This is a genomic window from Microbacterium sp. K27 (assembly GCF_004794435.1).
Taxonomy (GTDB): Bacteria; Actinomycetota; Actinomycetes; order Actinomycetales; family Microbacteriaceae; genus Microbacterium; species Microbacterium maritypicum_A.
Genome location: NZ_SSDK01000040.1, coordinates 262,149 through 281,232 on the forward strand (window position 1 = coordinate 262,149; position 19,084 = coordinate 281,232).

Genomic DNA, 19,084 nt, shown 5'->3' on the forward strand with positions numbered 1-19,084 from the left:
CTTCCTCGGGGCGCCCTCGTCATGGGCGGTCCCCGGACGGGGTCGGGCGTGCGGACGGAGGTCAGTCCTCGTCGTCCTCGGTGTCGTCCTCGTCGTCCTCGTCGAGGTGCTCGTGCGTATCGGCGATACCGCGCTTCCAATACCCGGTGATCGACGAATGGTGCTTGGTGAGGCCCAGCTCGTCACGCACCCAGCGTCGGAGGGGCTTGATGGCCCCGGCCTCTCCCGCGAGCCAGACGAAGACCCGCGAACCCTCGGGGATCTCCACGGCGAGCGCACCGCGGATCAGGTTGTCGGTCGCGGCACCGCCCCCGTGCAGCCAGGTCACCGAGACGCCCTCCGGTGCATCGAGCGGCTGCTCCGACCTGGACCCCTCGACCTCGACGACGACCGCACCCGATCGGGAGCGCGGGCTCTCCTCCAGCCAGCGGGCGACGGCGGGCAGTGCCGTCTCGTCGGCGACGAGCACGTAGAAGTCGTAGTCGTCGCTCACCCGGTATCCCCCGGGAGGGCCGGCGATGTGCACCCTGTCTCCCGGCTGCGCGTCTCGCGCCCAGTCCGAGGCGAGTCCGCTCGCGTGCACGACGAAGTCGATGTCGATCTCCCGTGCGTCCGGTCGGTGGGCACGCACCGTGTACTCGCGGCTCGTGGGGATCGGTCGGGGCCAGATGAGGTCGTCGCCGTCGGGCAGGGGCAGTCGCAGCTCCCCCGTGTCGGGCTCGGGGAAGATGAGCTTCACGTGCTCGTCGAAGATCGCGCTCTCGAACCCCGCCGCTCCCTCGCCGCCGAACGTGAGCCGGATCATCGTGTCGGACAGGCGGGTCGTGCGCACGACCTCGACCTCGCGGATCCGCACCGGGAAGTCGACGTACTCGACCGGGGCAGGTGCGATCGCGGTCATCGTGCCGTCTCCGCTGCCATCGCCTCGCGCAGCGAGCGCGGTCGCAGGTCGGTCCACGTGGTCTCGATGAACTCGAGGGTGGCCGACCGATCGGCCGGGCCGAAGACGATCCGCCAGCCGGAGGGGACCGCGGCGAACTCGGGCCACAGGGAGTACTGCTCCTCGTCGTTCACGAGTGCGAGGAAGACTCCGTCTTCGTCGTCGAAAGGGTTGGTGCTCATCATTCGCCTTCCTGGTGTGCGGGGTATGGGGGGTGTGCCGAGGCGAGTGCCGCGGCGAGGATGTCGAGGGTGGTTCCGCCGACGACGTCGGCGTACTCGATCGCGCCGCCGGCGTCGCGCACGGCGGTGAGGAGTCCGATCACGCGGACCGAGTCGAGCCCGTAGTCACGGAGGTCCTCGTCTCCCGCGACGTCGGTGAGATCGTCCGGGACGACGGCGGCGGCGAGCGCGCGGGCGCGCTCGAGGGCTTCAGACGGCGACATGTGTTCCTTTCCTGTCGTCGGCGGTCTCTCCCGCCGACGTGTCGTGGGGGTGGTGGTTTCCTCCGACGGCGGCCACCAGGGCATCCGCGATCTCCCCCGCGCGCACGGCCGTCGTCGACAGGAGCGTCGAGGTCAGACCGTGCTGGTGCTCGCCCTGACCCACGAGCACCAGGCGCGCCGTGCCGGGTTCGGTGAGGGCGGCCGAGTGATCGCGGCGGAGGACAGGGCGGCCCGCGTCATCGCGACGGAGGAGACCGGCGTCGTCCTGCAGCAGCTCTGCGGTGTCGAAGGGGCGGTAGCCGGTGCCGAACACCACCGCATCGACGTCGAGCAGAGTTCGGGAGCCGTCGAGTTCCGAGTGGATCGTCGCCTGCACTCCCGACGGCTCCTCCTGCAGGGCGACGAGTCGACTGACTCGATGCAGCACCAGACGCTCCCGGCCGAGCCACGCATCGCCGTACATCCGGTCGAAGAACGCGCGGATCACCGCGGTGCTGGCGACGCCGTTGTTGGCGTTCCGGTGCAGGGCATCGAGACGGGTGCGCACAGCGTCCGGGGCATCGAAGAGCAGGTCGACCGAGTCCGGGTCGAAGATCCGGTTCACCAGCGGCCCCTGGTCGCTCGGCGCGACGCCGAACTGCGAGGAGACGAGGTGCACGGCGGCCTCGGGGAACCGGTCGGACAGGTCGAGCGCGACTTCCATCGCGCTCTGCCCCGTTCCGATGACGGCGAGCCGTCGCGGAACGCGCAGCTCCCCCACCCGGTGCACGTGGTCGGCCGAGTGCCATACCCGTCGTCCGGGGAGGATGCCTGCCGGGAACCGCGGCCGGAGTCCCGCGGCGACGATGACGCTGCGGGCGCGGACGGTGTGCACGCCGTCGGCCGAGGTCACGAGCACGTCGAAGGCCTCGACCTCGCCGTCGATCCGGATCGGTGTCACGCGCTCGACGCGGGATCCGTAGCGGACGACATCGGAGAAGGCTTCCGCCACCCAGCGCAGGTACGCGGCGAACTCGATCCTCAGGGGCTCGGCGCACCCGCGGTTCGTGAAGTCGACCAGACGCTGCCGCTCGTGTAGGAAGGCGACGAACGAGTAGGGCGAGACCGGATTGCGGAACGTGACCAGGTCCTTCAGGAAGGAGATCTGCATGCTCGCGTCTTCGAGGAGCATTCCCGGATGCCAGGTCGGCTCCTCCTGCGCCTCGAAGAACACCGCGTCGAGCGGCCTGCCCTCCTGCGCGTGCTCCCGGAGCGCGATCGCGATCGCCAGGTTCGCCGGACCGAATCCGATGCCGACGACATCCACCGTCTCGGGGATGTTCTCGGCGCCCTCCGTCATCGCGGCGTTCACGAATGGCTCCTCTCCTGCGCGGCGACCCCTCGACGGTCGACCTTGCCGACGCCGGTGGCCGGGAGCTCATCGACGAGGGCGATCACGTCGGGGACCTTGTACACCGCGAGCCCCACCGCCGCGAGGTGCCGACGCAGATCGACCGGGCGCAGCGGGATCGGGGTGCCGTCCGGTCGCGCACGCCGCACGACGGACGCGTGGACCCTCTCCCCCATCGCCTCGTCGGAGATGCCGACGACGGACGCGTCGTGCACGTCGGGATGCGTGAGGAGGGCGTTCTCGATCTCCTCGGGCGCGATCTTCTCGCCGCCGCGATTGATCTGGTCCTTCGATCGGCCGACGACCGTGAGGTACCCGTCCTCCCGTTCGACCACGATGTCGCCGGTGCGGTAGAAGCCATCGGCGGTGAAGGATCGCGCATCGTGCTCCGGCGCACGGAAGTAGCCGCGGATCGTGTACGGGCCGCGCGTCAGGAGCGCCCCCGGCGTGCCCGGCGGCACCGGCCGGTCCGTCTCGTCCACGACCCGCACCTCGTCGTCGGCGCTGATGCGCAGGCCCTGGGTCGAGAGCACGGTCTCGATGTCGTCGTCCAACCGGGTGTAGTTCACGAGTCCCTCCGCCATGCCGAAGACCTGCTGCAGGCGGCATCCGAACGCGGGCTCGATCCGCTCGGCGACACTGCGGCTGAGCTTCGCCCCGCCGACCTGCACCACCTCCAGGCTGCGCAGATCGTGCTCCGCCCGCTGCGGCGCATTGAGCCAGGAGAGGATGAGCGGCGGCACCGCAGGGACGATGGTCACACCGTGACGTTCGATGAGCGCCAGCACGGCATCGGGGCCGGGGTCGGTGGTGAGCACGATGGCACCGCGCGCGGCGATGATGCCGAGGATGCCCGGCGAGGACATCGTGAAGTTGTGGGCGACGGGCATCGCCACGAGCAGGCGGCTGCCCGCGTGCAACCTGCAGATGCGGGCGCTCTCGCGGACCGAGTAGAGGTAGTCGTCGTGCGTGCGGGCGATGAGCTTGGGCGTGCCGGTCGTGCCGCCGGACAGCTGGAGGAAGGCGAGATCTCCGGGCGCGACCGCAACGGTCTCGGCTTCGGGACGCCCTTCCGATGCGGGGTCGACGTCGCTCGCGAGCAGAACCCCGCGCACACTCGGCACGAGCCCTTCGACCTCGGCGGCGAGCGCCGCGTGGTCGAATCCGCCGATCCGCTCCGCTGTCACGATCAGGACCGCTTCCGCCTCCCGGCAGAAGTGCAGCAGTTCCGAGCGGCGATGTGCGGGCAGGGCGAACAGGGGAACCGCACCGACCCGGAACAGGGCGAACACGACGACGACGAACTCGGCGATGTTGGGAAGCTGCACGACCACCCGGTCTCCGCGGCGCACACCGTGGTCGGCGATCAGCACCGTGGCGAGCCGCCCGACGCGTGCATCGAGGTCGCGGTAGGTCCAGGAGCGTTCGCCGTCCACCACCGCGAGGCTGTTCGGCGCCGCGGCGACGGCATCGCGCAGCAGCTCGTCGAACGTCGCGCCGATCCAGTGCCCCGCCTGCCGGTACCGCGCCGCGAACTCCGCAGGGTAGGGCACCACGCCCTCCACGGTCAGCGGCTGTACGGTCAGCGGATCCGTGGCGACGGGATTCATGCGACACCCGCCAGGGAGCGACGACGCACCGGCGTGACGGCGGCGAGAGCACGGAGGGCGGAGCCGAGCTTCGCCGCGGTCTCGCGGTGTTCCGCGACCGGATCGGACCCGGCGACGATTCCGGCCCCGGCATGCAGGCGGGCGGTCGTTCCGGAGACATGGATACCCCGCAGCGCCAGCGCCCACTCCCCGTCGCCGGACGAGTCCATCCACCCCACGAGGCCGGCGTACAGTCCGCGGTCCTCCGGCTCGAGGATGCGGATGAGGTCGCGCGCGGCGGCCGTCGGCGTTCCGCACACGGCGGGGGTCGGATGCACGGCTGCGGCCACCTCGAGCACGGTGGTCTCCGGGAGGAGCTCGCCCTCGATCGGCGTGCCCAGGTGCCACAGACGCGGTGTCTCGACGATCACCGGTTCCGCGGGGACGGCGAGCGCCGGCGCGAAGGCGCGCAGTCGCTCGGCGAGGGCCGAGACCAGAACCGCGTGTTCGTGCCGATCCTTCGCGGAAGACGTGAGCGCCGCACGCGCGGCGTCGTCGGCGCGCGGATCGTCGTGGCGGGCGGCGGTCCCCGCCAGAGGGAGGGAGCGCAATCGCGTGCCCTCGACCGCGGCGATGAGTTCGGGCGAGGCTCCGACGAGCACACCGCCCTCGTCGTCCGGCACGTGATACGCGTACGCGGCCGGGTTCTGCCCGGCGAAGGCCCGGAAAAGCGCAGGCGTGTCGATCGGATCACCGGCCTCGAGGTGCATCGTGCGGGCGAGGACCACCTTCGTCACGATGCCGGCCTCGATGGCGCGCAACGCAGCTCCCACCGCGACCCGGTAGCCGGGGTCGTCCGGCGGGATCACGGCAGCGGCCCTCTGGGCGGGTTCGGACGATGCGCCGACGATCGGCCCCACCGGGGATCCGTCGGTCTCCCCCGCCTCCGGGAAGACCTCGACCACGTGTTCCGGCACGATGATGTGCGCCGGCTGCGAGGGGTCGAACGGGATCGCGCCCAGAGCGATCCGACGCACGCCGTCTTCCGCCTCCGTCTGGCGCAGCATCGAGAGAACCGCGTCAGCGAGGCCGGGTCCGGCCGCCTGCTCCCGCGCCAGCACCGCGCGACGGCCGGTACCGTGCCACCGCCGACGACCATGGAAGATGACCTCATCCGATCCGTACATGTTCTCTCTCCTCACACTGCCTGCGGGTTCGTCCGGGATCCCGGGACATCCGGGATCCCGCTCAGCACGCCGTCGCCCCGCCGTCGACGGTCAGCGTCTGCATCGTGATGTGGCGGGCGTCCTCCGACACGAGGAAGGCCACGGCGGCGGCGATGTCCTCGGGGTCGGCGACGCGTCCGAGCGGGATGCCGTTCCGGAAGCGCGCGGCGTCGCCCGTGATCGCGGCCGCCACGGCCTGCGCCGTGCGATCATCGCTCCCGGGGATCCCCTCTGCTGCGGCCGCCGCCGCGGGGGTTGCGGACGCCCGCCGCTGCCCGGCCGCGACGAGCATGGCCGTGCGTGTGCTCCCCGGAGCCACGACGTTGCATCGCACCCCGTCCGCGGCGAGCTCGAGCCCCAATCCGATCGTGTACTGCGCGACGGCCGCCTTGGAGGCGCCATAGCCGACCATGCCCGCTCGTGCGGTCGCGGCGGCGTTCGAGGAGACGGTCACGATCGACCCTTGTCCTCGCTTGGCCATCCGCGCCCCCACTGCTCTGGATACCGTGGCCACGCCGAGCACGTTCACGGCGAGCATGTCGGTGAGATCCTCCGGGTCTCCTTCCAGGGCGGATCCCGTCCGCAGGATGCCTGCGGCGTTGACGAGCACGTCGATGTCCGCCTGCGTCTTCTCGATCTCGGCGACGACGCCCTCGATCGCGGCGCGGTCGGTGACATCGATCATGAAGTCCGCACCCGGATCACGGTCCAATCCGACGACCGCCAGTCCGTCTCGGCGGAGTCGGGCCACCACCGCGGCGCCGATGCCTCCCGCCGCCCCGGTCACCAGTGCGACCGTGCTCATCTTCCGACTCCTGTAGCGCCCGGGGCGAGAGCGGCGAGAGCCGTGTCGGTGTCGAGCACGCGCGCGCACCGATTGGCCGCGTAGTCCAGCGCGAAGAGGTGATCCTCGCGAGAGAAGTCCGCGACGGCGTCGGCGACGAGAAACGGGCGGATGTCGTTCATGAACGCGTCGGCAGCGGTGAGCAGGCATCCGATGTGCGCGTAGACGCCGACGATCACGAGCTGATCCCGATCCTGGGCCGCGAGGGTCTCGCGCAGGGGCGTCCGGATGAACGCGTTGTAACGCCATTTCGTGAGGATCGTGTCGCCCGCGACCGGACGCAGCTCGTCGACGATCGCGGCGCTCTCCTCGTCCTGCAGACCCGGACCCCAGAACTCGGACAGGAGCCCGCGATCGACGGGGTCCTGTCCGGCCGGCTGCGCGGTGTAGATCACCGGCACGCCGGCTGCCCGCGCCGCGTCGAGAAGACGGGCGATGTGGCCGATCGCCAGACCGACGGGGCCGTCTGCGTCCGCGAAGGCGTCGACGAAGTACTGCTGCATGTCGTGCACGAGGATCGCGCTGCGGGTCGGATCGAGCGTCCAGTCGACACGGCCTTCCGGGTACTCGTCGACACCCGGAACGTCGTAGGTCGCGATGCGGGGAAGCCCCATGTCACTTCTCCCCGTTGCCGGCCGCGGCATCGGCGAGCACCGGGACGAGCCGCTCCAGCAGCCACGGCTCCGTGAGCGGTGTCGGGTAGGCGAGCGGCGAAGCGAACGCGTCGTCGATCACGGCGTAGCGTCCGGCGGCGACCGCGGGGATCTGGCGGAACAGCGCGTCCTTCTCCAGGTCGGAGCGGGTCAGCAGCCCCTCGTCGCCGAACGGATATCCCATGAGCAGGATGTCGGCATCGAGCAGGTCGAGGTTCTCGCGGCTCACCGCGGCGGAGGTGGCGCCGAAGTCGGAAGCGCGCTCCGGAAGGGTGAGGCCGAGCTTGGTGAAGAACGTGACATCGCTGCCCTCGTACGAGATGTAGGTGATCTGCTCGGGGTGGATGACGGCGTAGGTGAAGGTCGTCCCGGCGAGCTCGGGGTTCGCGGCCGCCGCGGTGGCGAAGTCGGCGGCGATACCGTCGATGACCTCCTTCGCCTGGTCGCTGCGCCCCAGAGCGGCGGCAGCGGATTCCGTGCGCTGCTCCCAGGTCATCGCGCTCAGTCCGTCCTCTCCCGTGTACGAGACGATCGGGGCGATCTTCGACAACTGCTCGTAGTCGGCATCGAGGGTCCAGCCGCTGGTGGCGAGGATGACGTCGGGCTCGGCCACGGCGATCGCCTCGTAGTCGACGCCGTCGGTGGAGTCGTAGGTCTTCAGCGTCGTCTCGCCCAGTTCCTTCAGAGCGTCGGTCTCCCAGGGATCGAGCTCGGCGTCGCCGTACTGCGGGCTGATCACCGGGACCACACCGAGAGCGAGGGCGATGTCGAGATCGACGGAGGACACCACGGCGACGCGCTCCGGCTTGTCCTCGAGCGTCGTCTCTCCATAGGGGCTCGTGAGCGTCATCGGATAGCCGGCCGCGGCCCCGGTCGATGAGGACGGAGTGTCGGCGGAGGCGCCGCATCCGGCGAGCAGCGAAGTGCTGACGACGAGGGCGGCGGCCGCCGCGGTCAGACGGCGGAGCACGGAGCGGGTCATGTGTCTCTACTTTCTTCAGGGTGAGAGAGGCTTGAGGGTGAAAGAGGCTTCGGGCGGGCGAGGCTTCGGGTCACATCCCGTGTCGCCCTCGTGGCAGCACCAGCGGTGCTCCGGTGTCGGGGTCGGCGATGATGCGGGCCTGCACCCCGAACACCTCCGCGACGAGGTCGGCGGTGATGACGTCGGCGGGTGGACCGGAGGCGACGACGGCGCCGTCGCGCAGAGCGACGACGGTCGACGCGTAGCGGGCGGCGTGCGCGAGGTCGTGCAGCACCACGACGACGGTCGTCCCCTCCGCGACGAGGTCGACCAGCAGATCGAGCACCTCCACCTGGTGGGCGATGTCGAGCGCACTGGTCGGCTCGTCGAGCAGGAGGAGCGGTGTCTCCTGCGCGAGCGCCATCGCGATCCACGCCCGCTGCCGCTGCCCGCCAGACAGCGTGTCCACCGGACGGTCGACGAGGTCGGCCACTCCGGTGCGCAGGAGCGCCCTGGCGACGATCAGGTCGTCGGAGGCCCGGGTGCTCGCGAAACGTCGGTGCGGGTGGCGTCCGCGTCGCACGAGCTCGGCGACGGTGATGCCCTCGGGCGCCACCGGGCTCTGCGGCAGGATTCCCAGTCGCCGCGCCACCTCGCGGGTGGGCATCGCGTGGATGTCGGCGCCGTCGAGGAGCACCGATCCGGCCTGCAGCGGCACGAGGCGGGAGAGGGCGCCGAGCAGCGTCGACTTGCCCGATGCGTTCGGCCCGATCAGTGCGGTGATCCCGCCGCGTGCGACGAGGAGGTCGAGGTCGCTGACGATCGTCTTCGCGGCATAGCCGGCGCGAACGCCCTGTGCGGCGAGGATCGGCTCCTCCGCACGACCTGCGTGCGAGGGAGCGGAGGGCGTCTCGTCGAGTACGGTCATCAGGCGTCCGCCTTCCGGGTGAGGAGCAGGAAGATGAGCACGGGTGCGCCGATGAGTCCGGTCACGACGCCGGTCGGAACGGGGCTCACGAACGGTGCGGACTGCGCCACCACGTCGGCGAGCAGGAGCAGTGCGGCGCCGACGAGCGCCGCGGGGAACGGACCGCCCTGTCGGACGAGGCGTGCGGCGATGGGTCCGGAGACGAGCGCCAGGAACGCGATCGGTCCGACGACGCTCGTCGCGAGCGCGGCCAGCAATGCCCCCAGGAGAAGCGCGGCGACGCGGATGAAGCCGACGCGCGTCCCCAGTCCCCTGGCGAGCGGATCACCGAGCCGGATCGCGTCGAGCGAGGGGTCGATGACGGCGACGGCGACGACCCCGAGCGCGACGGCGGCGAACAGGAGCGCGACGTCGGACCACTGGGTACCGGCGAGCGAGCCGATCATCCAGCGCATCGCGCGCGTCGAGGTCATGCTGTCGGCGAAGGTGAGCAGGTAGCTCGTCACGGCCGCGAAGCACGCCCCCACGCCGATGCCGACGAGCACCAGGCGATAGGTGGAGGATTCGCGTTTCCAGCTGAGCCCGAAGATCACCAGCACGGCGAAGACGGCACCGACGATGGCGCCTCCCTGCACCGCGATGCCCGTTCCGCCCAGCCCCACCAGGACCGCGACCGCCCCGGCGCTCGCTCCGCTGGAGACGCCGATGATGTCGGGGGTCGCCAGCACGTTGCCGATGAGGCGCTGGTACACGACACCCGCCATGCCGAAGAGCGCGCCGACGAGCACGGCGGTGAGCGCGCGGGGAAGGCGGGACTCCCACACCACGAGTCGTGAGACGACGGTCCCCTCGCCGAAGAGCGCCTCGAAGACGGCGTCGGGCGAGAGCTCTGCACTCCCGCCGATCAGGATCTCGATCGAGAAGGCGGCCAGTCCGACGGCGACAAGGGACGCGAAGACAGCGGTCAGACGAATCCGGGCCCGCCGTCGAGCATCTCTCAGGCTCGTGACGACGGTTCCCTCGGAGGTGACGTCCCGGTCGGGGAGCGCCCCGGCGGTGAGACCCATGACGCCCGCCCCGCTCATGCTTCGACCAGCTTCCTGGTGCGGGCCAGGACGACGAAGACGGGCGTTCCGACCACGGCGGTCATGATGCCGACCGCGATCTCCCCGTTTCCCGGAGTGATGCGTCCGGCCACGTCGGCGGCCAGCAGCACGGCGGCACCGCAGACCATTCCGAAGGGGACGAGCAGCCGCTGATCGGCGCCCACGATGAGCCGGCCGAGGTGTGCGCCGATCAGACCGATGAAGCCGATGGGTCCTGCGGCGGCGACGGCCGCGGCGCAGAGCAGGACCGCGACGAACGCGACCCCCAGCTGGGCACGGCGCACGCGGACGCCGAGAGCGGCGGCGGTCGACTCGCCCAGGGAGAGCGCGTTCAACGTGGCGCCGCACAGGAGTGCGAGGACGATCCCGGTCACAGCGAAGGGCCAGAGTTCGGGGATGGTCTCCCCGCGTCCCGCGAGCTGCCCGATCGACCAGAACCGGTAGCGGGAGAATGAGGTGTTGTCGCGCACGATGAGGAGGTTGATGACGGCGGCGAGCATCGCAGCCGTCGCCGCCCCCGCCACCACCAGGCTCATGGCGGTGGACGCCGCCCGTGAGAGGCGCGAGATGGAGAAGACGAGTGCGGCGGCGATGCCGGCGCCGGCGAGGGCGAGGGCGAACCAGAACGTCGCACCGACCCCGGCGAGCCCCATGAGCACGATCCCCGCCACGACCGCGCAGGCCGCTCCCATCTCGACGCCGAGGATGCCGCCGTCGACCAGCGGATTGCGGGTCAGTCCCTGCATGAGCACGCCGGCCCCGCCGAGGCAGGCGCCGACCAGGAGGCCGAGAACGGTCCGAGGCAGTCGCTCGGTGATCACGACCGTCGCCTCGAAGTCGCCGTCCGGGGCGCCGCTGAGAGCGGCCGACAGCGCGCGGACGACGACGTCGGGCGCGATGTCACGCGCCCCGATCGCGAGCGAGAGCAGTGCGGCCACCGCGAGGAGAACGAGGAGCGCGACGAGCCCGAGCAACCGTCGTCGCGTGCTCGAGCGCACGGGGCCGAGGACGGCACGAGGGTCCGTGGCGATCTCCTCAGCGACCTTCCGCTCAGAGGCATCCGCCGTCTGGGTCGTACTCACCTCGTGCCCTGCTCCCGTCATCCGCGGTCATGACCTCACGCGAAGTCCGAGGTTAGGCTAACCTAACTATTTCCAACTCAGCGTTCCAGGAGTCCCATGTTCCGTCCACTTCCATCCGTCGCTCCAGAGCCGCGTTCCGAGGCGGGAGAGGATGTCGACGCCGAGACAGAGGAGCGGTCGGAGGAGGATGGATTCGGCCCATGGGGACACGGCACGCATCGCCACGACGACGATCAGTTCATCGTCGCGTTGAGCGGCAGCGCCGTGATCGATGTGGACGGCGAGCGGTTCGCGGTCGACCAGAGCCAGGGGGTGTGGATTCCCGCGGGATTCCCGCATTCCGCGCGCTTCCATCCGGGATTCGCGCCGTTCGTGCACCGCACGGGTTCGCCGACCGACGTGGTTCCGACGCCCTGTGCGGTCAGCGTGACCGGAGAGCTGCGCAACCGCCTGCTGGCGACCTCGATCTCCCGCACGGACGCCTCCCCGATCCTGTGCGCCGCGTTGCGGAAGGGCGGGTTCCACCGCCCGGTCCGCGAAGGAGGGACTCCGGTCGCCGCGGGCGGAGATCCGGTCGCCGCTGGCACGCCTGTGGAGGCCGCGGGCGGAGATCCGGACGCCGCCGGGAGCGGGTGTCCTGCCACAGAGCACACGCGGATGCGGGCGGAGATCGCACGACTCGCTCGAGCGGAGCTGCACGGCCCCCTCACGGTCGCGATCAGTGCCGCCCTCCATGCCGACCCCTCGGATGACCGCACTCTGGACGGATGGGCCCGACGGCTGCACACGAGCACGACGAGCATCCGCCGCGCGTTCGTGGCGGAGCTCGGAACGAGCTACACGACGTGGCGTACGGCGGTCCGCCTCGAGGCAGCGGTCGCTCTTCTGCACCGGGGCTATCCGGTCGCGAACGCCGCGCGAGCCGTGGGGCTCACCCACAACGGTCTGCTCGCCGCTTTTCATCGTGGTTACGGCTGCCGGCCGAGTGCGATGCGACTCTCGCAGACGCGCGATGCGTCGCCGTCGAGCGGGAGTGCGGCGTCGCGAAGTCGGTAGTGTGAGCATCCGGCACTTCACGAGGGGAACACCCATGTCCGTTGGACTTCTGGCCGTCGTCGACGACATCCTGAGCGCAGCGATGAAGGCGTCGGCCAAGGCGGCCGGCGTCGTGATCGACGACGCCGCGGTGACTCCGCAGTACGTGCAGGGCCTCACGCCCGCGAGGGAGCTGCCCGTCGTCGGCAAGATCGCCCTCGGGTCGCTGGCGAACAAGTTCGTGATCATCATCCCGGCGGCGCTGCTGCTGACCGCGTTCGCGCCGTGGGTGCTGCCGTATCTGCTGATCCTGGGCGGGGCGTACCTGTGCTTCGAGGGCGCCGAGAAGGTGCTCGAGTGGTTCGGCGTGCAGCACGGTCACGCCGACGAGGGAGCGCGCGATGAGAGGAAGCTCGTGCTCGGTGCGGTGCGCACCGACCTGATCCTCTCGACCGAGATCATGCTCATCTCGCTCGCGAGCCTTGAGAAGGGGCTCGACATCTGGGCGACGCTGGCGATCCTCGCCGTGATCGCCCTCCTCATGACGGGTGTCGTCTACGGCGCTGTCGCACTGCTGGTGAAGATCGACGACATCGGTCTGAAGATGGCGAAGAACCCGGTGCAGCGTGTGCGGCACACCGGCACCAGGATCGTGCGCTCGATGCCCGGGGTGTTCCGCTTCATCAGCATCCTCGGCACGGTCGCCATGCTCTGGGTCGGCGGCCATCTCGTGCTGGTGAACCTCGGCGAGGTGGGGTGGCACTTCCCGGTCGATGTGCTGCACGCGGTGGAGCAGGCGCTCCATGGCCTCGGTCCGGTCGTGGTCTGGATCGTGGACACCATCATCTCCGCGATCGCCGGTCTCATCCTGGGGCTGCTCGTCGTCGGGATCGTGCTCGGCATCGCCCGCCTGTTCGGCAAGACCCCCAGCTTCCACGAGGGCGAGGCATCCCCCGCCGACGTGCACGTCTGAACATCGAGACACGACTGTCCGCACAGGCCAGAACACGAATCCACGCCGGCGCACTCACGCCGCGATGTCGTACCGGGCTTGGCCGCCGAGCCTCGGCCTGCGCTCGGGGTCGACGTGCAGCGGCGGAATGAGCCACACCCGCGCCGCGAACCCCCGTCCCTCGATCCTGATCTCCCAGTCGTTGTCGTGGATGCGATGATGGCAGCTCTCGCAGAGCAGCACTCCGTTGTCGAGATCGGTCGGTCCGGCATCCCGCTGCCACCAGCGCAGGTGATGCGCCCTGGTGAGTTGCGGGGGCAGCCCGCACATCACGCAACCGCCGTCGCGTTCTACGAGCGCGAGCCTCTGGGCGCGGGTGAACAGCCGCTTCTCACGCCCCCAGTCGAGGATCTCGCCCTCACCGCCGAGCACGACGGGGATGATGCCCCCACCCGCCGCCATCCGACGACATGAGGCGATGCTGACCGGCCCATCGAGGCCGTCGACCGTCGCGAATCCGGTGCCGGCGGTCAGGTCGTCGAGCCCCACGCGGACAACGACGGTCGCACCGGATACCGGAAGCCCGCCGTTGTCGCATCCGCTCGCATGCGCGCAGATCTCGACGAGCGCATCGGCCTGGATCATCGCGACCGTACGACGGTCGGCATCGGGCGCTTCGGGGTCGAGCACGTGCGCCCGCGCCTGGAACGTGGCCGTCACGTATGCCTGGATCGCCGCCTTCACGGGAGTGCCGGACGCGATGTCGGTCTGCAGGGTCAGGTGCAGCGATCCGTCGCGCTCGAACATCGTCAGCGAGCGCCGCGACCGGGCCTCACCTTCGCGCGGAGCCACGCCGTCGGGGTCGAGCCAGGCCTCGGCGTGCACGACGAGCTTGCGCACGTCATCGAGCGACAGCCCTGCCGCACGTTCGACGAGCAGTCGCTCGGCATCGACGATCCGCTCGATCCCGGCCTTCACGCGCGCCCGGTCGAGCAGGGCCACGATCAGCGCCACGGCCGCCGCACTGAGCTCGCCGGCACCGATCGCCCGCTGCACCTCGGGGTACCGCGGGGGCAGCTTCTCGCCGATGATGTTCACCCGCGGCGCGGTCGCCTCCCCCACCTTGACGAGCCGCACCGCATCGCCCGTCGATCCGCCGGTCGTGGCGGCGATCATGGTCGCCGGGTTGCGGAATCCCTGCTGCTTCGCGAGACCCGCAGACCCCAGTTCCGGACGCGATTCCCGCGCGATGCCCGCCGCGATCTCGGCATGGATGCCGTCGAGCCGACGCTGTACCAGTCCCATCGCCCGGTGCGCATCGAGCAGCTGCGCGCGGCTCAGATCGGCCGCGTTCGTCGCATCGCCCCACGCGTCTTCGAGGTACGTCATCGCCTCGAGGAGCGGGTTCAGATGCGGGTTCGCCATACCTCGATCTTAGAAGATATGTTCGAATATCAGGAAAGCCTGTGGATAACTCCGCGCCTCGTCATTGCCGTAGTCTCATCGCCATGTCCGCGTCCCCGAAGCTGCGCAGCACGAAGCGCGATGCCGACCGCTGGTTCCGTGAGCAGGGCCTTCCGACGTTCGTTCCGCTGCGCCGCTGGTTCACCGACCTCCCCCGCCGTGTCGCGCCACTGATCGCGTGGGTCGCGGTGGCCGCGTACCTCTTCCAGGACGGGCTCGAGGTCGTCTTCGACTTCGCCCTCGACGACGACTCCACGGAGTGGGAGATCCTGCTCGTCCTCTTCGCCGTCGTGATCTTCCTGCTCGCGATCGGGCTCGCGTGGGCCGCCTACTACCTCGTGCGCACCCTGCTGCGTCGCCTCCCGGTGGGCATCGGCACCGCGGTCGCGCTCGTCCTGATCGCCTCGTGCCTCGCCTTCACGATCGTCTACGGCTACATCGCCCAGCCCGACGCGACCGTCCGCCCGGTCCTCCGCACGATCCTGGTGCTCGCCCTCTGCATCCTGGTGACCGGCATGGGCGGAGGGGCCATGATCTCCTGGGCCTCGCGCCTCGCGGTGCGCAACGCCTCGGCGATCGGCCACATGGCGTCGATCGCCCTCCCGGTCATCCTCATGCTCGTCGTGTTCTCGTTCTTCTCTGCCGAGGTCTGGCAGATGGCATCCGCCCTCTCCTGGGGATCCATCGCCCTGCTCGGCCTCGTCGTCGCGGTGCTTGCGGGCATCGTCGTGCTGCGGGTCAGTGCCTCCGAGATCGACGATGACGCTCAGGCGTCGAGCGCCGAACAGCGCGCCACCCTGCTCATCGGCACGCCCGCCGAAGGCCGCCCCGCCACCCCCGGCACTCCGGGACGGCTGCGCGCACCGCAGCGCATCAACATCCTGCTCGCGATGACCGTGGCGCAGCTGGTGCAGGCCCTGTTCTTCGCCGGGCTCCTCGCGGCGCTGCTGATCGTGATCGGAGGCATCGCCGTCCCCACGGGCGTCGTCGGCATCTGGCTCGGACCCGGCAGCACCGCACAGCCCCTCGCGGTGCAGCCGCTGGAGTTCTTCGGGGCGAAGCTGCCGCTCACCGTCAACCTGCTCAAGGCGGCCACCCTGCTCTCGGTGATCGCCGCCCTCCCCTTCGTGTTCTCCGCCGTGAGCGAGGCCCGCTACCGGGAGCGCTTCTTCGACCCGATCATGGCCGACATGCGGCGTGCGATCCTCGTGCGCGAAGCCGTGAGCACGACGACGGCAGGCTGAGCTCTGTGACTGTTCGGTCGCAGCACGCCCGGACGGCGTCCAGCGAGGATGTCAGCTGCGGAGGTTCTCCGCGGGGCGCAGACGCGCGGCGCGGATCGAGGCCAGTCCGCCTCCCCCGGCACCGACGATCAGGCCGACAGCGATGGCGATCGGAAGCAGCACGATGTCGAACACGGGGGCCCATCGTTGGCTCACGGTGACGACGAGGATTGCCGCCATACCGAGTACCAGGCCCGCGGCCCCTCCGACGACACCGACGATTGCGGATTCCAGAGTGATGAGTTCTCCGATCTGCCGGTCTCGTGCTCCGAGCGCTTTGCGCATGCCGATCTCGCCGCGGCGCGCATTGACAGCGAGGAGCGTGGCGTTCATGAGTGCGGCGATCGCGACGATCAGCGCCAGCAGCGTGAACGCGGTGAGGGTGGCTTGCACGCCCTGTTCGACCTGCCCCCTCAGCTGTGCGGAATCGGTCGGCGCAACGACGACGATCCGCTCCGGCTCGAACGGGTTCAACGCCGAAGGCAATTGCTTGGCGACCTGCTGCGCTGCGCCGGAGGACGTCACGGCCAGCATCGTCACGTCTACGGCCCCCTTTGCTGTGAGGCCGTCGCGGGGTCCCACGACCACCTCGCCGCGGAGCAGGGGGAGGCGCGCGGACTTGGTGATGATGCCAGCGACGACATATGTGACGCCATCAACCGAGATCGTGGGAGCGCCATCAATGCTGCTGAGCCGCATGTCCTTCGCGAGAAGATCTCCGATGTAGGCCTCGCCGCCCGCTAGGGGTCCCGCATGCCACGGTGCCTCGTCGACCGTGAGACGCGCAGCACCGACGATATCTCCGATGGCGACGTGCGGCCGGATCTGGCGTGCCTCCGCGAACGTCGAGACCGTGCTGACGTTGAGATCGATGACGACCGCAGCCGCATCCACTCCGCTGAGTCGCTCGATCGCCTGCGGAACCTCCTCGGGCGGAAGCGAGTTCTTGGCCCCCGTCGACCACGTCGCCGAGACCTCACGATTCAGGTGGGCATCGAATGTGGCGGATACCTGCGCTCGCGCCGATGCCGCAAGCCCGAGAGTGGTGATCGTCAATGCCACGGCGATGGCGACGGCGAGCCCCTGTCCGATCGATTGATACCTTCTCGACGTCACGGATGCCCAGGCGTCGCGAAGCATGTCGGCGAACCGGATGCGCCCGGTGAGCCGCGCCCGCTCATCTTCTCTCGTGCGGGACGTGCGGGCATCATTCGAAGGAGAAGCCGGCGGCCCGTCCGCAGGGGCTTTCGATGCCGTACTCGCTCCGCTGCCGGACTGTCGCTCGTCGGACACGATCGCACCGTCGGCGATGTGGACCACACGACGCGCCCGTGCCGCGACCTCGGCCGAATGAGTGACGACGACGACCGTCGCCCCATCGCGATTGATACGTTCGAGCTCATCGAGAACCCGAGCGGCGTTGACCGAGTCGAGGTTGCCGGTCGGCTCGTCGGCGAGAATCAGCTTCGCATCCCCGGCGATCGCACGGGCGATGGCGATGCGTTGACGCTGCCCGCCCGACAGTGTCGAGGTGCTTTGGAAGGCGCGGTCTGCGAGGCCGACAGAGTCGATGGCGCCGAGAACGCTCTCACGCCGCTGCACACGGGGCACGCCCCGGTAGAGCAGGTTCAACTCGACACTGTCGACGGCCGGCCTGGCCTCGAGAAGGTGGAAGGCCTGGAACACGAATCCGATCTTCCGTGCGCGCACGCTCGCCGCGCGGCGACCGTCGCCGGCACGAGCTTCCTCGCCGTCGAGAACATAACTACCCGCCGTCGGGTCGTCGAGAAGCCCCAGGATGTTCATCAGCGTCGTCTTGCCACCGCCCGATGGGCCGACGATCGCAACGAACTCCCCCTGGTCGATTTCCAGGTCGATGCCGCGAAGCGCATCGACCTCGGGCCGACCCGCCGAGGAGTACGTCCGACGCACTCCCCGCAACTGAATCAGCGACACGTCAACCGACTCGAACCAGTTCGCCGGCCTTCAGGGCACCTTCGTCGCGCGGCTCGACGGCTACCTCGCCCTGCAGTGTGCCCAGGACTGTGACCGGCACCTCGAGGAGCGTTCCGTCGGCCTGCTGCTTCGTCAGAACGTTCTTGTCAGGCCCCCGGTCCGACACGGCGAGAACCGGGACGATCAGCGCGTCCTCGGCCACGATCTGCTTGATCACCGCCACCCGCGCCCGCCCCGACGACCCCGGCAGCGCTGTTTTCGGAACCACGGCGAAAGTGACCTCGGGTGCGGCCTGTTCCGCATCACCGTTCGAGCCCGATCCCTCTGAGTCTTCGGCCGAGTCAGAGGGGCGGATGTCTCCCACGATGCCCTCGACCTCAGTGCCACCGATCGAGATCACAGCCGCGTCTCCTGCGACCACATCCCCGAGATCGGTGACGGGAACCGTGATCGTGACCACCAGATCCGCCGACCCGAGGATGAAGTCCGGCACACCCTCCGCCGCCAAACGCTGCCCGACCTGAACACCTTTCACGACCTGCGCGGACGCAGAAGGCATCGCCAGAATTTCGGCGACAGGAACATACCCCTCGGCAGCCGGCGCCTTCTCGCTCGGATCCGCCGCCTTCTCGCCCCCCTCCGAGCTCGTCTTCTCCGCCGCGGCACTGCGAGTGGGGGCCTCATAGCCATTGTCCTGATACCAGCGCTTCACCGCCGCAGCCGTCTCGCCTCCGAACCGCCCATCGGCGTTGAGCTGGTACGACCGCGCCACGAGTGCAGCCTGTAATGCCTCGACATCCGGGCCACGATCCCCGACGCCCATGTCGCGGTAGAAGGAGAAGGCCGACTGCACACCGAAGAGAGGGCGCCCGTTGACCTCGGTGAGAACCTGCCCCGAAGAAGCGGTCGCACCCGTCGCCAGTGGGCGTCCGGTGACGACGGTGAGCGACGCTTCCGCGACAGGGAGCACCGTCACCGGAGTCTGCGTCGACGGCCCCGCCTGCCCGGTGAAGCCGACCTCGCCAGCCAGCGCCCCCTGCGTGACCTCTGCGAAGACCGGCCCGGGGGCGGGCGCCTTGGCGTTGGCCTCCTGCTGCGCCGACGACTGGAACTGCGCCGCAAACCAAAACCCGGCACCGATCAGCGCCACAATCAGCACCACAGCGATCACGACGATCCAGCGTGACCGTCTCGCCGTCTCCGGCACACCTACTTCATCCATCGGACTCT

18 protein-coding genes are annotated in these 19,084 nt (G+C 69.9%); 3 read left to right on the forward strand and 15 right to left on the reverse strand.

Going from position 1 to position 19,084, the window contains the following annotated elements; genetic code table 11:
• Nucleotides 1–61: 61 nt before the first annotated feature.
• The 12 genes from DW307_RS10915 to DW307_RS10970 all read right to left on the reverse strand — a co-directional run bounded on the left by DW307_RS10915 (nucleotide 62) and on the right by DW307_RS10970 (nucleotide 11,164).
• Nucleotides 62–901: a siderophore-interacting protein gene (locus DW307_RS10915; RefSeq protein ID WP_136024724.1), complete on the reverse strand. Its 840-nt coding sequence runs from the start codon at nucleotides 899–901 to the stop codon at nucleotides 62–64.
• Nucleotides 898–1,122 (reverse strand): MbtH family protein, encoded by a 225-nt coding sequence (locus DW307_RS10920; protein WP_136024725.1) that lies wholly within the window; start codon nucleotides 1,120–1,122, stop codon nucleotides 898–900. The genes DW307_RS10915 and DW307_RS10920 overlap by 4 nt, the downstream gene beginning before the upstream one ends.
• Nucleotides 1,122–1,385 carry a phosphopantetheine-binding protein gene (locus DW307_RS10925; protein WP_168441024.1) on the reverse strand — a complete coding sequence of 88 codons (264 nt, stop codon included), beginning with the start codon at nucleotides 1,383–1,385 and terminating at the stop codon, nucleotides 1,122–1,124. Before DW307_RS10925 ends, DW307_RS10920 begins: the two co-directional genes overlap by 1 nt.
• Nucleotides 1,372–2,736: a lysine N(6)-hydroxylase/L-ornithine N(5)-oxygenase family protein gene (locus DW307_RS10930; RefSeq protein ID WP_136024727.1), complete on the reverse strand. Its 1,365-nt coding sequence runs from the start codon at nucleotides 2,734–2,736 to the stop codon at nucleotides 1,372–1,374. Before DW307_RS10930 ends, DW307_RS10925 begins: the two co-directional genes overlap by 14 nt.
• Complete coding sequence (locus tag DW307_RS10935) at nucleotides 2,733–4,385, reverse strand: (2,3-dihydroxybenzoyl)adenylate synthase (protein WP_136024728.1); 1,653 nt, start codon at nucleotides 4,383–4,385, stop codon at nucleotides 2,733–2,735. Before DW307_RS10935 ends, DW307_RS10930 begins: the two co-directional genes overlap by 4 nt.
• Nucleotides 4,382–5,551, reverse strand: coding sequence for an isochorismate synthase (locus DW307_RS10940; RefSeq protein WP_136024729.1), 1,170 nt, complete (start codon nucleotides 5,549–5,551; stop codon nucleotides 4,382–4,384). Before DW307_RS10940 ends, DW307_RS10935 begins: the two co-directional genes overlap by 4 nt.
• A 61-nt stretch (nucleotides 5,552–5,612) precedes the next feature.
• The gene (locus DW307_RS10945; RefSeq protein ID WP_136024730.1) at nucleotides 5,613–6,395 is read right to left on the reverse strand and encodes an SDR family oxidoreductase; all 783 of its coding nucleotides are present in this window, start codon (nucleotides 6,393–6,395) and stop codon (nucleotides 5,613–5,615) included.
• Nucleotides 6,392–7,048 carry an isochorismatase family protein gene (locus DW307_RS10950; protein WP_136024731.1) on the reverse strand — a complete coding sequence of 219 codons (657 nt, stop codon included), beginning with the start codon at nucleotides 7,046–7,048 and terminating at the stop codon, nucleotides 6,392–6,394. Before DW307_RS10950 ends, DW307_RS10945 begins: the two co-directional genes overlap by 4 nt.
• A 1-nt stretch (nucleotide 7,049) precedes the next feature.
• Nucleotides 7,050–8,069 carry an ABC transporter substrate-binding protein gene (locus DW307_RS10955; protein ID WP_136024732.1) on the reverse strand — a complete coding sequence of 340 codons (1,020 nt, stop codon included), beginning with the start codon at nucleotides 8,067–8,069 and terminating at the stop codon, nucleotides 7,050–7,052.
• A gap of 70 nt (nucleotides 8,070–8,139) precedes the next feature.
• Nucleotides 8,140–8,976 (reverse strand): ABC transporter ATP-binding protein, encoded by an 837-nt coding sequence (locus DW307_RS10960; protein WP_136024733.1) that lies wholly within the window; start codon nucleotides 8,974–8,976, stop codon nucleotides 8,140–8,142.
• On the reverse strand, nucleotides 8,976–10,061 hold the full coding sequence (locus DW307_RS10965) for a FecCD family ABC transporter permease (protein ID WP_205810457.1): 1,086 nt from the start codon (nucleotides 10,059–10,061) through the stop codon (nucleotides 8,976–8,978). The genes DW307_RS10960 and DW307_RS10965 overlap by 1 nt, the downstream gene beginning before the upstream one ends.
• Nucleotides 10,058–11,164: a FecCD family ABC transporter permease gene (locus tag DW307_RS10970; RefSeq protein ID WP_205810459.1), complete on the reverse strand. Its 1,107-nt coding sequence runs from the start codon at nucleotides 11,162–11,164 to the stop codon at nucleotides 10,058–10,060. The genes DW307_RS10965 and DW307_RS10970 overlap by 4 nt, the downstream gene beginning before the upstream one ends.
• Nucleotides 11,165–11,260: 96 nt before the next feature.
• Here DW307_RS10970 and DW307_RS10975 point away from each other — a divergent pair, with 96 nt between their 5' ends.
• Nucleotides 11,261–12,220, forward strand: coding sequence for an AraC family transcriptional regulator (locus tag DW307_RS10975; RefSeq protein ID WP_136024735.1), 960 nt, complete (start codon nucleotides 11,261–11,263; stop codon nucleotides 12,218–12,220).
• Between the two features lie 34 nt (nucleotides 12,221–12,254).
• A complete protein-coding gene (locus DW307_RS10980; RefSeq protein WP_029260696.1) occupies nucleotides 12,255–13,172 on the forward strand; it encodes a DUF808 domain-containing protein in 918 nt (305 codons plus the stop codon).
• 54 nt (nucleotides 13,173–13,226) lie between these two features.
• On the opposite strand, the gene DW307_RS10985 is transcribed toward DW307_RS10980, so the two are convergent.
• Entirely contained in the window at nucleotides 13,227–14,576 is a 1,350-nt protein-coding gene (locus tag DW307_RS10985; protein ID WP_240750614.1) for an HNH endonuclease, read from the reverse strand.
• Between the two features lie 83 nt (nucleotides 14,577–14,659).
• On the opposite strand from DW307_RS10985, the gene DW307_RS18115 reads away from it, so the two are divergent.
• Nucleotides 14,660–15,859, forward strand: coding sequence for a hypothetical protein (locus DW307_RS18115; RefSeq protein WP_168441025.1), 1,200 nt, complete (start codon nucleotides 14,660–14,662; stop codon nucleotides 15,857–15,859).
• Between the two features lie 51 nt (nucleotides 15,860–15,910).
• On the opposite strand, the gene DW307_RS10995 is transcribed toward DW307_RS18115, so the two are convergent.
• Complete coding sequence (locus DW307_RS10995) at nucleotides 15,911–17,854, reverse strand: ABC transporter ATP-binding protein/permease (protein ID WP_136024736.1); 1,944 nt, start codon at nucleotides 17,852–17,854, stop codon at nucleotides 15,911–15,913.
• A gap of 1 nt (nucleotide 17,855) precedes the next feature.
• Nucleotides 17,856–19,076 carry a peptidoglycan-binding domain-containing protein gene (locus tag DW307_RS11000; RefSeq protein ID WP_136024737.1) on the reverse strand — a complete coding sequence of 407 codons (1,221 nt, stop codon included), beginning with the start codon at nucleotides 19,074–19,076 and terminating at the stop codon, nucleotides 17,856–17,858.
• Between the last annotated feature and the right edge of the window lie 8 nt (nucleotides 19,077–19,084).